The organism is Hymenobacter siberiensis (genome assembly GCF_018967845.1).
Classification (GTDB): domain Bacteria; phylum Bacteroidota; class Bacteroidia; order Cytophagales; family Hymenobacteraceae; genus Hymenobacter; species Hymenobacter siberiensis.
Map to the genome: position 1 here is coordinate 2,997,591 of NZ_JAHLZZ010000001.1, position 13,072 is coordinate 3,010,662.

11 protein-coding genes and 1 pseudogene are annotated in these 13,072 nt (G+C 62.0%); 6 read left to right on the forward strand and 6 right to left on the reverse strand.

Translation table 11 applies throughout. From position 1 onward, the window contains the following. Positions 1-65: 65 nt before the first annotated feature. Positions 66-431, forward strand: a complete 366-nt coding sequence (locus KQ661_RS23070) for a hypothetical protein (RefSeq protein WP_394369646.1) — start codon at positions 66-68, stop codon at positions 429-431. Then, positions 325-1,086: pseudogene (locus KQ661_RS13040) on the forward strand (DNA topoisomerase IB). The gene KQ661_RS23070 and the pseudogene KQ661_RS13040 overlap by 107 nt, the downstream one beginning before the upstream one ends. A 38-nt stretch (positions 1,087-1,124) precedes the next feature. Here the strand turns inward: KQ661_RS13040 and KQ661_RS13045 are convergent. Continuing rightward, the gene (locus KQ661_RS13045; protein WP_216727227.1) at positions 1,125-2,633 is read right to left on the reverse strand and encodes a hypothetical protein; all 1,509 of its coding nucleotides are present in this window, start codon (positions 2,631-2,633) and stop codon (positions 1,125-1,127) included. A gap of 310 nt (positions 2,634-2,943) precedes the next feature. After that, on the reverse strand, positions 2,944-4,560 hold the full coding sequence (locus KQ661_RS13050) for a hypothetical protein (RefSeq protein ID WP_216727228.1): 1,617 nt from the start codon (positions 4,558-4,560) through the stop codon (positions 2,944-2,946). Positions 4,561-4,782: 222 nt separating this feature from the next. Between KQ661_RS13050 and KQ661_RS13055 the strand changes: the two genes are divergently transcribed. Continuing rightward, positions 4,783-6,324: a hypothetical protein gene (locus tag KQ661_RS13055; protein ID WP_216726164.1), complete on the forward strand. Its 1,542-nt coding sequence runs from the start codon at positions 4,783-4,785 to the stop codon at positions 6,322-6,324. Here the strand turns inward: KQ661_RS13055 and KQ661_RS13060 are convergent. Continuing rightward, entirely contained in the window at positions 6,321-7,037 is a 717-nt protein-coding gene (locus KQ661_RS13060) for a spheroidene monooxygenase (RefSeq protein ID WP_216726165.1), read from the reverse strand. The two genes, KQ661_RS13055 and KQ661_RS13060, sit on opposite strands and share 4 nt — an antisense overlap. 306 nt (positions 7,038-7,343) lie before the next feature. After that, positions 7,344-7,856 carry a pyridoxamine 5'-phosphate oxidase family protein gene (locus KQ661_RS13065; RefSeq protein WP_216688753.1) on the reverse strand — a complete coding sequence of 171 codons (513 nt, stop codon included), beginning with the start codon at positions 7,854-7,856 and terminating at the stop codon, positions 7,344-7,346. A gap of 127 nt (positions 7,857-7,983) precedes the next feature. Here KQ661_RS13065 and KQ661_RS13070 point away from each other — a divergent pair, with 127 nt between their 5' ends. Then, a complete protein-coding gene (locus KQ661_RS13070) occupies positions 7,984-8,583 on the forward strand; it encodes an acyl carrier protein phosphodiesterase (protein ID WP_216726166.1) in 600 nt (199 codons plus the stop codon). A 141-nt stretch (positions 8,584-8,724) separates the two neighbouring features. On the opposite strand, the gene KQ661_RS13075 is transcribed toward KQ661_RS13070, so the two are convergent. Next, complete coding sequence (locus KQ661_RS13075) at positions 8,725-9,240, reverse strand: FKBP-type peptidyl-prolyl cis-trans isomerase (protein WP_216688755.1); 516 nt, start codon at positions 9,238-9,240, stop codon at positions 8,725-8,727. A gap of 426 nt (positions 9,241-9,666) precedes the next feature. On the opposite strand from KQ661_RS13075, the gene KQ661_RS13080 reads away from it, so the two are divergent. Both KQ661_RS13080 and KQ661_RS13085 read left to right on the forward strand, forming a co-directional pair. Beyond that, positions 9,667-10,053 (forward strand): hypothetical protein, encoded by a 387-nt coding sequence (locus KQ661_RS13080; protein WP_216727229.1) that lies wholly within the window; start codon positions 9,667-9,669, stop codon positions 10,051-10,053. 320 nt (positions 10,054-10,373) lie between these two features. Then, positions 10,374-10,805 (forward strand): hypothetical protein, encoded by a 432-nt coding sequence (locus KQ661_RS13085; protein ID WP_216727230.1) that lies wholly within the window; start codon positions 10,374-10,376, stop codon positions 10,803-10,805. A 175-nt stretch (positions 10,806-10,980) separates the two neighbouring features. Here KQ661_RS13085 and KQ661_RS13090 read toward each other — a convergent pair whose 3' ends face one another. After that, positions 10,981-12,972, reverse strand: a complete 1,992-nt coding sequence (locus KQ661_RS13090; protein ID WP_235726973.1) for an AAA domain-containing protein — start codon at positions 12,970-12,972, stop codon at positions 10,981-10,983. Positions 12,973-13,072: the final 100 nt, after the last annotated feature.

Here is a 13,072-nt window from a genome sequence, read left to right on the forward strand (position 1 = left end):
AAAAGTTGCTTCAGCCGCAGGAAGAAGCGCATATTGTGTACAAAGACCCCGCCCGGCAGGCCGAAATGGCCGGCCTGCGCTACGCCACCGACCAGGGCCCCGGCTTGACCCGCAAGCCTACCCGCGCCGGCCACTTCACCTACCACGACGCGAAAGGCCAGAAAGTAAGCGACCCGAAAACGCTGGACCGCATCGCCAGCTTCGTGATTCCGCCGGCCTGGACGCAGGTCTGGATTTCGCCCTCGGCCACCACGCACCTCCAGGTAACGAGCCATGACACCCTCGGCCGCAAGCAGTACCAGCTACCACCCGGCCTGGGACGAAGTGCGCAGCCTCACCAAGTTCTCGCGCCTGCGCACCTTCGGCGAAAAGCTGGGGCCGTTGCGCGAGCAGCTCAGCAAAGACCTGCGCCGCCCCGCCCTAGACCGTGAAAAAGTGGTGGCCCTGGTGCTCACGCTCATGGACCAATCTTTTATTCGCGTCGGCAACAAGGAGTACGCGAAGAAAAACGGCAAGTCGAAGCCCAGCTACGGCCTTAGCACCTTGCAGGATAAGCACGTCGCCATCGAAGGAGCCAAGGTCAATTTCAGCTTTGTGGGCAAAAAAGGGGTGCCGCACGATGTGACCCTGCACGATGCCCGGCTGGCTCGGCTGGTGCGCAAGTGCAAGGAAATTCCGGGCCAGCACCTATTCTAGTTCTACTCGGCCGATGGGCAGCGCCACGCCCTGGAATCGGGTGACGTGAACGACTATCTGCACCGGCACACGGGCCTGCAGCTGTCGGCGAAGGATTTTCGCACCTGGGGCGGCACCGTGAAAATGGTGAGCTGCCTGGAAGCCGTGCTGAACGAAGAGCCGGAGCTGGCCCCCGAAAAAGTCATCAAGAAAGCCGTGAAGGAAGTGGCAACCGGCCTGGGTAATACGCCCACGGTGTGCTCAAAATACTACATTCACCCGCAGGTAGTAGAGCTGTTCAAATCGGGTCAGCTGATTGACTGCCTGCGCGAACACGACGCCCAGGCCCAGGCCAACGACCCGCTAACGCCAGTGGAGCGGCTGGTGCTGAAAATGCTGGTCCAGGCGTGAGTTGGCAGCGGTGAGGCGCATCCTTACGCGCCTCACCGCTACTCTTCCGGCGGCTTGTCATAAGCCCGCTTGGCCGGCACGCTCTTTTGCGAGAAGCGAATGCCCCGGCCACTACCGGATGCTTGAAACTCGTCGTGGCCCGCGCCGCCGTAGATGCGGATGGCAGGTTTGCCGGCCGCGTTAGGGTCGCGCTCCTCAACCATGAACACATCGTCGCCTGCCAAGCCTTCCAGTTGAATGAGCCTGGTTTCGGCGGGCAAAAAGGTGCGGCGTAATAACGGTGCGGCTGGAGTATCGGCCGCCAATGATTCGACGATTACCACCGTCGAATCGGCGTAGCGCCGGATGGTGAACCGCTCGGCCAGCGCCGTGCCGCCGATGCGGGGACGTTTGGCCAGCATCTCGTAAAATTCATCGGCCAGGGCGGGGAGGGCGGCGCGGCGGGCTTGCAGAGCCGCAATGGTGCGCGGGCCTTCGAGGGTGAAGGCGGCGGGGGGCAGCTGGTGTACTGCCCGGGTAATCACGGTATCGGGCAGGCGCTGCTGCATAGCCCCGGCGGCGGCCTGAAACTGGGCGCGGCTCAGGCCATTGAGGATGCGCTGGTCGAGGTAGTGGCCGGACGACATCAGGCCCGAGGGATTCTTATACCGGGGGGCAAACGTGGCCCAATGGCGCAGAAATACGTGGCCAATGAGCCAGCCGAGTACGCCATCATCGAGGCGGTAGAGCACCATGTCGCGGTCTTTGGGTAGGGGCACGAGGGTGGCGGGGCTGGCTTCGGTGGGGCTGGTTACGGCCCAGCTCCACTGGCCGGGGTGGCGGTCCCAGTCGCCCAGCCAGCCGTCCAGCAGGCGGGCGCGCAGCAGGTCGGCCGGGGCAAAGCGCTGCTCGGGGCTGGCGAATGCGGCGGCAAATGCCTTGGTGCTGTTGAGCACGGCGGCGGGCGGCGGGGTAATCGGGGCCACTTTTTCTTCCAGGTAGGCCAGCTGGCCCCGGAAGTGCCGCAGCGAATCGGTCTGGAAAGCCGGGTCGTCGGCCCGCACGTAGAACAGGCGCGGCGAAGCGTGCGGCACCCCGGCGGCAGCGGCCAGCGGCGGCACCACTAGGGCGGCGTAGGGGTTGGTGGAGGAGATATTATCGCGCAGCACATTCACCAGAAAGCTGCCCCGCAATAGCTCCGGCGTGGCCCGAATAGGGTCTTTATCCACGGTGCGAACCACGTAGGTGCGGCCGTCGGGGTCCGTTAGGTTCAGGCTGGTGCTATTGAAGCCGCCGCCTACTTTGCCGGGGCGCAGGCCGCCGTGCCGCACGGTGCCCAGGTGCAGCACCGGGGCCGCTACCGGGGCCGCCCAGGTGGGGCGGTGGTGCCGGCCCACCAACGCGTTGTAGAGGCTCCCGTGCCGGGCATATTGCCGGCCGGCGGTGGCCCCGCGCACGCTATCGGCCGAGGCGGGTAGGGGCGTGGTGGCAGCGAGCCGGGCATCGGACTGAAAAAACTGCCTGCGAACGCAGCCGGTACCGAGTAGCCCAGCCAGTGCGCCTCCCATCAATGTATAAAAACGCAAACGGAGGAACATCAAAAGCAGGCAGGGTAATTATGGTTGAGCTTTGAACGGCAAGAAGGCAGAAAAGGCTGGCTGGGGGCCATGGTTATTCCGAATAAGTAGCGAATGTCGCCCTCCGCGTTCGCCTCACCCCCTAGCCCCCTCTCCGAAAAGGAGAGGGGGCTATTTTGTAGTGCTTAGTTCTGGTAATCAATAATTTAGATTGCATTGCTAGGGCTAATTCCCCCTCTCCTTATCGGAGAGGGGGCCAGGGGGTGAGGCGAACGCGAAAAGCCTATGCGTGTAACATCAGCTAATCATCATTAAGCCGGTTGTAGGCGCGATGTTTCTTTTTGGGCAGGCTGGGGCGCAGGTGGCTGGCGGCCGTCACGTCGGAGGCTTCGTCGAAGAGCTTGAGCCGCCGGCTGCTGCCTTGCAGCACCAGCTGGTCGTGGCCCTCGCCGCCGTAGAGCAGCACGGGTATGGGCCGGCGGGTGGCGCTGGTGGTTACCTCAAAGATGTCATCGCCCCCCAGGCCGTCGAGGCTCAGCTCCTTGGTTTCGGCGGCGTAGTAGGTGCGGCGGAACCGGAGTGAGTCGCCGGCCGAAAGCTGGCTGAGGGCCTGTGAGAACACGCGTACGGTGGTGGAATCGGCGTAGCGATGTACCACAAACCGCTCGGCCTGGGCGGTGCCGCCCAGCGTGGGCTCGTGGGCCAGGGTGAGGTAAAATTTTTCGGCGGCCTGGGGCAGGGTTTCGCGCCGGGCCTTGAGGGCATTGCCGAGGCGGGTGCCTTCCAGGGCATACACGGCGGGCGGCAGGCGGCGCATGGCCCGCTCAATCACGGAATCGGGCAGGCGGCGCTGCAGGTCGCGGGCGGTGCGCTGGAAATCGGCCCGCGTCATGGCCGAGAGGCCGCGCTGGTCAATAAACTTCGCCTGGAATACCAGCGCGGCCATGTTGTTGTACTCGTTGCGAAACGTTTGGAACTGCGGGGCGATGAACGGCCGTGCCGCCAGCCAGGGAATGATGCCGTCATCGAACCGAAAATACACTTGGTCGCGGTCTTTCGGAATGCCGAGGTAGCGCACCCGGCCCCCGGCTTCCTCAAACGCGGCCCAGCTCCACTGCCCCTCGTGCCGGTCCCAGTCGCCGAGCCATACATCGAGCAGGCGGGCGCGCAGGAAGGCGGGCTGGTCGATGAAATGGGAGGGATGGTGGTACACCTTTTTGAGCATGGCCTCGCCCCCGTCAAAATCAACGGCCTTGGCCAGGTCGAGGGTGCGGGCGGCCGGGGAGTTATACTTCTCTTCGAGCAGCGCCAGCTTGCCCTGAAACTGGGCGGAGGACGTGCCCAGGCCGGTTTCATCGGGCCGGATGTACACGAGGCGCGGGTGGGTGTGGGGCACGCCGGCCGCCTGCGCCAGCGGCGGCACCGTGAGCGCACCGTAGGGAATGGCGGCCGAGGTGGCATCGCGCACCACGTTGAGCAAGAAGGTGTTGCGCAGCACCGGCGGCAGGGTTTTATAGGGCTCTTTATCGAGGGCACGCAGGGCGTATTCGCGCTGCTGATGGCCTTCCAGTGTCATGCTGATGCTTTGGTAGCCGCCGCCGGCCTTGCCTGCCGTGAGGCCGCCGGGGGCGGCCGTGGCTAGGTTCAGCACCGCTACTTTGGCGGGAGCGGCCCATACGCGGCGGTAGTGGCGGCCCAGAAAAAACCGGTAGAAACCCGAGTGACGGTCATATTGGCGGCCGGCCGTGGCCAGTACCGAATCGGCGTGGCCCGGCAGGGCGGCGGCACTGCCCGGGCCCACGTGGGCATCAGGCTGAAAATAATGGCGGCGGGCGCAGCCGCTGGCGGCCAGCCCCAGGCCCAGCAGCACCAGCAGGCGCGGGCAAAAACCGGGGTAGCGAACAAAAGGGTGAGGCATTCGGTAAAGGCAGGCAAGCGCGAATGAGCCTTTAACGCAACTTTCCCGTAAAGGTGGTCAGCGAATGGCTTCGGCTATGTATTTCACTCGCACTTTCGTCGACAACTACTTGTTTTTTGGCCCTGAAGGGCTTTTCCTGGTTTTGGAAAACTGCTGCTTATGCCGGGCTTGACTGCTGAATGGAAACCGTGGGCGCGGGGCTGGTGCACCGGGGCGGCAGCCGTGCTCTTAGCAAGCTGCGCCGAGCACACGGCCCCGGCCGGGGCCGCTCCGCGATGGAGCACCGACTCGACCACGGTGCGCATGGCCGCCGGGCCGCAATACGCCCGCAGTACTGCCTGGCAGTTCTTCTTTGGCACCCACTACCGCAGCATCTGGGCCACGCCGGTTACGGTGCCGGTGCTGCGGCTGGCCACCGCCGTGCCCGGCGGCCTGGTGCCCATGCAGGCAGGCGGCAGCTACCAGAGCCACACCCTGCGCCTGCACGCGCCCGACGGTCGGGAGTACGTGCTACGCTCCGTGGACAAGGATATGAGTGCCGCGCTCAGCCCCGGCTGGAAAAGAAACCTGCTGCGCGGCCTGCTCAAGGACCAGACCAGCGCCACGCAGCCCTTCGGGGCGTATCCGGCTGCCCAGCTGGCCGAGGCGGCCGGGGTGCTGCACGCCAACCCGCGCCTGGTATTCGTGGGGCCAGATGCCGGCCTGGGCAAGTTTAAAGCCGCCTATGCCAATGCGCTTTACCTGTTTGAGGAGCGGCCCGACGGCGACCAGCGCCTGGTGGCCAGCTTCGGCCATTCGCTCCGCGTGGTAAATTCGGCGCATATGCTGGCTGCCCTGCGCCGCTGGCCCGGTGCCCATGTGCCCGCCCGCGCCTTCCTCCGCGCCCGCCTGCTCGACTTGCTGGTGGGCGACTGGAGCCGCCGCGAAGACCAGTGGCGCTGGGCCACGTTTTCGCAGGCTGGCCGGGTGGCTTATCGGCCCGTGCCGCGCGACCGCGACCAGGCTTTTTTTCTGTTTGATGACGGGCTAGTGACGCGGCTGGTGTCGTGGTTTGCGCCCAAATACCAGACCTTCCGGGCCACCATTGGCCTGGAAAACGTGGATGGCCTGACCACCACTGCCCGTGCCCTCGACCGCACCCTGCTCACCAGCTTGAGCGCGAATGACTTTCGGGAAGTGGCCGATTCCGTGCGGGCCAGCCTGAGCGATGCGGCGCTGGTGCGGGCCTTCAACGCGGGGCCGCCGGAAACGCGGGCCCGCCTGGCGGCGCGGTTTGTGCCCATGCTGCGCGCCCGGCGCGAGCAGCTGCCCGCCGTGGCCCAGCAGTATTACGCGCTATTGAACAAGCAGGCCTGGCTGATTGGCACCGACCAGGCCGAGCGCTTTATTCTGAGCGAAGCCGGCGGCAGCCTGCGCGTGCAGCTGCTGGCCCGGCGCCCCGGCCGGCCTGATAGCCTCGTGGTGGAGCGCACCTACAACCGTAAAATCACCCCCCGGCTCGATCTGTACGGCCTGGGCGGCGACGACGTATTTGAGCTGCGCGGCACCTTGCCGCAGGGCATTGCCGTGCACTTCTATGATGGGGCGGGCCGCAACCAGGTCATCACTACCCCGGGGGCCACGCCGGGCGACGTAACCTGGTACACGGGCCCCGGCGAGCGGCTTACTTCGCGGCCGGCCGGAGTGCAGATAGAAGCCGACCCGCACCCCGAGCTCACGGCCAACGGCCGCGCCTGGCTGCACCGCTATAATTTGAGCGACTAGCCCGGGGCCGCCAGCAGGCCTGCCAGTGGCTCCCGGCCATCGAGGGTGCCCTCGCTGCTCAGCACCTGGAAGCGGGCAAACAGCTCCTCAGCGTACCAGTTTTCGCGGCGCGTAAGCTTGATTGCCTCGCGGTGCGTGGCGTCTTTATAGGCATATTCCCGCATGGCTTTGGCCGATTCCCACACGCTGAACGTGGCCTGCCGCACCAGTGGCAATTCGCCCAGCCCGATGGCGGCGCGCACGCCAACCGCGTGGGCCAGCGCCGCACTGGTGGGCTCTACGAATTTCCAGAAGCGTGGGGTTTTGCGCCAGCGAATGCTGGCCCGGGTCAGCACGGCTATGGGCGTATCGGCCGGGGCTGAAAGGGTATTGGAGCTGTATTCAAAAGGGTTTTGGCCGTCCCAGAGGCCCTGGGCTTTGATGGGGGCAAGGCGCACGGTCCACTGTTCGGCGCTGCGCTGCTGGTAGGCCGCCCACAGTGGGTGGCGACTGAAAAATGCGGCGGCCGAAGCCACATCTTGCCATACAGCCATGAAGCCGTAGCGGTCGAAGTTGGGCCACACGCCGAAGCCGTTGGCGGCCCCGCTGCCCAGCAGCTTGAAGAACTTCAGGCCCGGTACCTTTTTCAGGGTGGGGGGCGAGGTGCCCATCTGGGCCAGGCCCCAGCGCCGATGGCCGGGTTTTAGCGTGAAAACGGTAAGGGTGGTGTGCAAAGTGAGGTAAGCTTAAAAGGATAAAATCAAACCGGTTGTGCCGATAACTAAAGCTCCGATTGACCACCTTCTTACAACCTTCTATTTGAAAAAGTCTCGGAAGGATTGGCTTGTATTATCAACACTGGTACCCAGCCAAAAGCCTTGTTCTTTAGCTTTATCCGCAATACTTAACCCCAAAGAAAACAGGGCTGAGGAAATCAGAATAGCAAAAAAACTCTGCATGTAGAGGGGGGCTTCCTTGTAATTGAGTTAACAAAAAAAGGCCGAAATTGCTTCCGGCCTTTAAGAATCACAGCTTCAAACTTACTTCACCTGCACCTGGGCGTGCTGGTTCACGTCGTCGTCCTTGCTGCCTTCGCCGGTCACTATTGCCCGCACGTAGCCGTAGGCGCGAGACAAGATGCTGCTGGGCGAATCCCAGTATTCTGCCTTGTCAATGGTCACTTTCAGGATGCTGATGCTGGGGTCTTCTTTGCCCTTGGGGAACCAGGCGCGCAACGGCTCGCTCCAGAGCTCGGCAATTTTTGCTTCGTCGCGGTAGGCATTGGCCTTGCCCGAAACGGAGGCGTACACGTTGCTTTCGGGGTTGGAGTAGCTCAGGTTTACCTGGCTGTCTTTCTTTACCTCGTACACTTTGGCCGAATTCACATCGGTGAGAAAATACAGGGCCTCGTCTTTGCCGGGGTTGATGGTGGCCATGGGGCGGCTGTGGAGGTTGCCGTGCTCGTCGGTGGTGGTGAGCATAGCCATGCGCACTTCTTTGATTTTACCGAATAGCTGGGTCAGGTCGTGGGTTACGGGCGACTTATCGGACATGGGGGAGGTTGTTGGGAAGGTGAAAGAATAGGCCGTGCCCAAACTGGGCCGGCGGCATATTGGTTTACGTCAGCCAGAGGGCCGGGGTTGAATAAAACTCTGGCCCCGCCCGTACCTTCCTGCCACAATGAACTTTCTGGCCCATCTTTTTCTCTCCGGCGCGCCCGGTTCGGCCCCGTATGCCGATGTGCTGCTTGGCAACTTCATCGCCGATTCGGTGCCCGGCCGCCAGTTCGAAAACTACCCGCCCGCCGTGCAAATCGGCATCCGCCTGCACCGGGCCATCGACACGTTCACTGACCAGCATCCCGTGGTGCGCCGCAGCACCCAGCGCCTGCGCGCCGCCGGCTACGGCAAGTATGCCGGGGTGATTTCAGATATGTTTCTGGACCATTTACTGGCCCGCAATTTCAGGGAGTTCTCCGCCGAAAGCCTGCCCGATTTCACCCGCCGCGTCTATGCCCTGCTCGCCGCTCGCGAAGCCGAAATGCCGCCCCGCGTGCAGCACTTCTTTCCCTACATGGCCCAGCAAAACTGGCTGCTGACCTATGCCGAAACCGAAGGCATCAGCCGCGCCCTGAGTGGCCTGAGCCGCCGGGCCTCAGCGGGCTCGGGCATGGAAACGGCCGCCACGGAGCTGGTTGCTAATTACGAGGAATACGAAGCAGACTTCCGGGCGTTTTTTCCAGAGCTGCAGCAGTATGTAGCGGGAATGCTGGACGGGTGAAAAACAGAACGTCATGCTGCATTGCGCGCAGCATGACGTTCTAGAAGAACTCAACATAGCCTTGGAGCCTATTCAAAATAGGCACTAAAAAGCACGTCATGCTTCGCTCTGCTCTGCGTGACGCCCTATTTGGATAGGGTCTTAGTGCTGGTGGCCGCCTTCGCCGTGCGCGTGGCCGTGGGCCAGCTCATCGGCGGTGGCGTCGCGCACGTCGGCCACTTTGCCGGTAAAGTGCATCACCATGCCGGCCAGGGGGTGGTTGAAGTCCATTTGCACGGCGGTTTCGCCGATGCTGATGACCTTGGCCTGCATGTGGTTGCCTTCGTTGTCGGCCATGGGCAGAAAGTTGCCGGGCTGGAGCATTTCCTCGTCCAGTTTGCCGTCGATGAGGAAGACTTCCTTGGGAATTTCGACCAGCGCCTGCTCGTCGTACTCGCCGTAGGCCTGCTCGGGGGTGAGGCTGAACTCGAAGGAGTCGCCCGGATTTTTGCCGTCGAGCTGCGTTTCAAACTCTTCGGGCAGGCCGCTGTGGCCGAAGAGAAAAACCATGGGCGCGTCGGCTTCGGCCGATTCGACCAATACTTTTTCCTGGTTTTCGTCGGTTACGCTGAGGTCGTAAGTAATGGTGACGACTTTTTTATCGCTGATGGCAGCCATGGGATTAAATTGGGGAATGGGGGAGAAGTTAGCGCCAGCCCGGACGGCTGATGCACAAAGAAAGGGAGTTCTGCCGGGAACGGCGGGCAAATCCAGGAAAATAAAAACGTCATGTTGAGCGAGGTCGAAGCATGTCTGCCGCGCAAGTAATTCTTTCTTATTAGAGTAAGGTTTCGGCGGCGCTTCGCATGACGGTTCAATTTATCGGCTGCTCGCTCTAAGGGTTCTGTATGCGTTTAGCCTGCGTGGTTTTTAACCTCAGCTCTAGGTTGGTACCAGTCTGCCAATAGTTTCCGGCCAACAACCTGTCCCAGGCGCTGTGCGTACCGACTAAACACGATTTCTCATAACCGAACCAACGTATTTCAATCCTTTCCAATGCCTAAATAAACTTATAAACCACTGGTTTCCTTGCTACTAAGCGGTATGTTGCTAGCCGGTTATAATTCAAACTCACTGGCCATCCAGGACCAGGCTGTGAACAAAGAAGCAGTGGTGAATACCGATTCGGCGACCCTGAAAACGGCCTCTGCCGATACCATGGGCGTGCCCGCCGGCTCCATTCCCACCATTGGCAGCCCGCAGCTGCTCTTCACGCTGCCGGATACGCACAACACCCCCGACGGCCTCGCCCGGAGCCCCGACGGCCACATCCTGCTCTCGGTGCCCAACATTGCCGATAACAGCCAGCCAGCCAGCCGCCATTATCGAGATTGTGGGCAATGCCTACCAGCCTTTCGCCCCCAACCTCCCCCTGGAGCCCATCACCAAAAAAGCCGCCCCGATGGACCTGGCTTTCGGCCCCGATGGTAACGTGTACTACACCGAAAACCAGTACGAAAACAGCAAGAAATTCGTGTCGCGCCTTATGCGCATCAACATGAAAAACGGCAAGCCTGGCAACATCGAAACCGTGGTGGACAGCTTCGCGCTATCCAACGGCCTGGTGTGGAAGGGCAATTTGCTGTATATCACCGATAGCCAATGGGATATGCCCGGCAACGACAAGGGCAGTGCCATCCTGCGCTTCACCCTCGATGAGCTGAAAAGGTCCAATGGCCCGCTGCACCTCAAGCCCAAAACCAAGGACCCGCACGTACTGGCCATGTTCACGACCAACGAACGAAACCGGCGTGGACAACGGGGCCGACGGCATCGACTACGACAGCAAAGGCAACCTCTACACCGGTCCCTTCGGCGACGGCAGCTTCTACAAAGTCACCCTCAAGCCCGACTGCATCTTCGCCAAGCAGGAAGCCGTGCAACTGACCGGCGACAAAATTACCTGCATCGACGGCTTCGTGATTGACCGCGCCACCGACAAAGCCTACGTAACCGGCGCGCGCCAGAATGCCATCTTCGTCATCAACCTAAAGGATAACAGCGTGATGACGCTGGTCCAAAATTCCGATACCGACGGCACCGGCGGCAAGCTCGACCAGTCCGCCGAGGTGCTGCTCAAAGGCAAGCGCCTGTACATTTCAAACTACGACAACCCGGCGAAGCATTTTGTGAATACGAAGTCGGACGCGCCGCACACGGAGTCGGTGATTGACTTGCCGTAGTCGTCACCTCACCCCTAACCCCTCTCCTGCGGAGAGGGGAGACAGTTCCGTGCTGCTGTTAACCAACCCTGAATGAAAAAGAGCCAATTGCGTCTAGCAATTGGCTCTTTTTGTTAACCCTCGTCAGGCTCTCCTCTCCGCAGGTGAGGGGCCGGGGGTGAGGTGACCCGCGAAGTTACTCCTGCAACTCCCAGGCGGTGCGGTACCCCCCAATGCTCTCCACGTACTCAATCAGCGCCTTGAAAAATGGGTTCGCACTGAGCGTCGAAGAATCGCCCACGAGCAGTAGCTTTTTCCTTGCCCGCGTCATGCCCACGTTCATGCGGCGGATGTCGCTCAGAAAGCCGATTTCGCCGTGGTTGTTGCTGCGGGTGAGGGTGATGGCGATGATGTCGCGCTCCTGGCCCTGGAACGAGTCTACAGTGCCCACGCTGAGCTGGCGGTGCAACATGAAGCCGCTGAGCTCGTCATTTTCCTCGATGGCGTCCTTCAAATAGTTGATTTGGGCACGGTAGGGGGCTATCACGCCAATGCTGAGGGGGTCTTCCTCGTGGTCGGCGGGGTCGTAGGGTTCCAGCAACTGCGCGAGGCGCTTGAGGAGCAGGTCGGCTTCTTCGGGGTTGGCGGTGGAACGGCTTTCGGGGATGGTGATTTCCTGGAAGCCGAAGCCGGCCGTGTCGAGGAATTCCACGGGCAGGTCGGGGGCGAAGCGCAGGTCGTAGGCATCGAGGCCGGCGTGGGCCACGGTTTCGTAGGCCACCAGCTGGCTGTCGTAGAACTGGTCGGAGCTGAACTGCATGATTTGCTCGTGCATGCGGTACTGCACCGTGAGCATTCGGGCGGTGGCGGGCTGGCGCTTAATGGCCTTCTCGAACAGCGTTTCGCGCAGGGCCCCAGCCTTGTCGCTCTTTACGGTGGGCGGCAGCTGGTGGTGGTCGCCGGCCAGAATCACGCGCTGGCCCTTGGAAATCGGAATCCAGCAGCCCGGCTCCAGCGCCTGGGCAGCCTCGTCAATAAACACCGTTTCGTAGGTCAGGTGGCGGATATTGCGGTTGCTGGCGCCCACCAGCGTGCACGTTATCACCTGCACCGACTCCAACAAATCTTCCGTGATGTAGCGCTCCAAGTCGTCGGCCTGCTGAAAAAGCATCCGCGCTTCCTCCTTCAGCATCCGGCGCTGCTGCTGCTCCTCGTAGCCGAAGTTGCGCACGTGTTTGCTGGCGGTTTCGCGGTACTGGTCGGCGGTCTGGCGCATCGAGCGCATCTCGTTGTAGCTCTTATGGTTCATCACCTGGGCATCCAGGGTGTGCTCCAAGAGCAAGTCGGAAACCCGCGAGGGGTTGCCCATGCGAATGACGTTGACGCCACGCTCGGCCAGCTTTTCGGTCAGCAAATCGACGGCTGTGTTGCTGGGTGCGCACACCAGGACGCGCCGCTCGCGCCGGATGGTTTCCAGAATGGCCTGTACCAGCGTGGTGGTTTTGCCGGTACCGGGTGGGCCGTGGATGATGGCCACGTCCTTGGCCGCCAAAACGTGCTTCACGGCGGCCAGCTGGGATTCATTCAGCGGGCTGGGGTAGAAAAGGTCGGTGGCCTTTTCCTCGCGGAAACGGGCTTCCTTGGCCCCCAGCAGGATGTCACGCAGTTCGGCGAGGCGGTCGCCGTAGGCGCCCATCACCTTGCCCAAGGCGTAATCCATCTCGCGGTAGCTCACCTCATCAAACGTGAGGTCGATGCCCATTTTATTGCCCTCGGTCACCCAATCGGGTAGGTCCTCCTTGGTGGTGGCGAGCCGCAGCTTGTTGCGTCGCACGCTGATGATGACGCCATTAAGCGTGGGCCGGTCGGTGGCCGAGCGGCCGGGTACGTTGCCAAACAGAGCGGCATTCTTGCCCACCTGAAACAGGTGAAGGCCCTGTTGGCCAGCCGGCCGTTCCAGCTCCAGCACCACCTTGCCGCCGAAACCAATGTCTTCCTGCGTGATGGTGACGGGGTACCAGGTGAGGCCGCGCTGCTGGCGCTCTGATATGCTGGCCTTGGCGTTTTTGAGCTTGAACTGCACCAGGTCTTCCTGCTGCTCCAGCTTCATAAGGGCCTGCACCTGGCGCAGTTCCTTTTCGATGGCGTAAGGGTCGACGGGGGCGAAAGTGGGGATGGTATCGGACAAGAGAGAATAGCTATTTTGAAGACGCAATAACAGCGCAAACGGAAAAAGGGCGGCATGACGGCTAACTTGGCCGCGTTCTGTACGTCCCAGAGTTGGTTTA

Coding starts and splice junctions, on each gene's coding strand:
- KQ661_RS13065 (WP_216688753.1), bottom strand. CDS start 7,856: ATGTCCGATAAGTCGCCCGTAACCCACGACCTGACCCAGCTATTCGGT.
- KQ661_RS13050 (WP_216727228.1), bottom strand. CDS start 4,560: ATGCCTCACCCTTTTGTTCGCTACCCCGGTTTTTGCCCGCGCCTGCTG.
- KQ661_RS13075 (WP_216688755.1), bottom strand. CDS start 9,240: ATGGCTGCCATCAGCGATAAAAAAGTCGTCACCATTACTTACGACCTC.
- KQ661_RS13080 (WP_216727229.1), top strand. CDS start 9,667: ATGTTGCTAGCCGGTTATAATTCAAACTCACTGGCCATCCAGGACCAG.
- KQ661_RS13070 (WP_216726166.1), top strand. CDS start 7,984: ATGAACTTTCTGGCCCATCTTTTTCTCTCCGGCGCGCCCGGTTCGGCC.
- KQ661_RS13045 (WP_216727227.1), bottom strand. CDS start 2,633: ATGGGAGGCGCACTGGCTGGGCTACTCGGTACCGGCTGCGTTCGCAGG.
- KQ661_RS23070 (WP_394369646.1), top strand. CDS start 66: ATGGCCGGCCTGCGCTACGCCACCGACCAGGGCCCCGGCTTGACCCGC.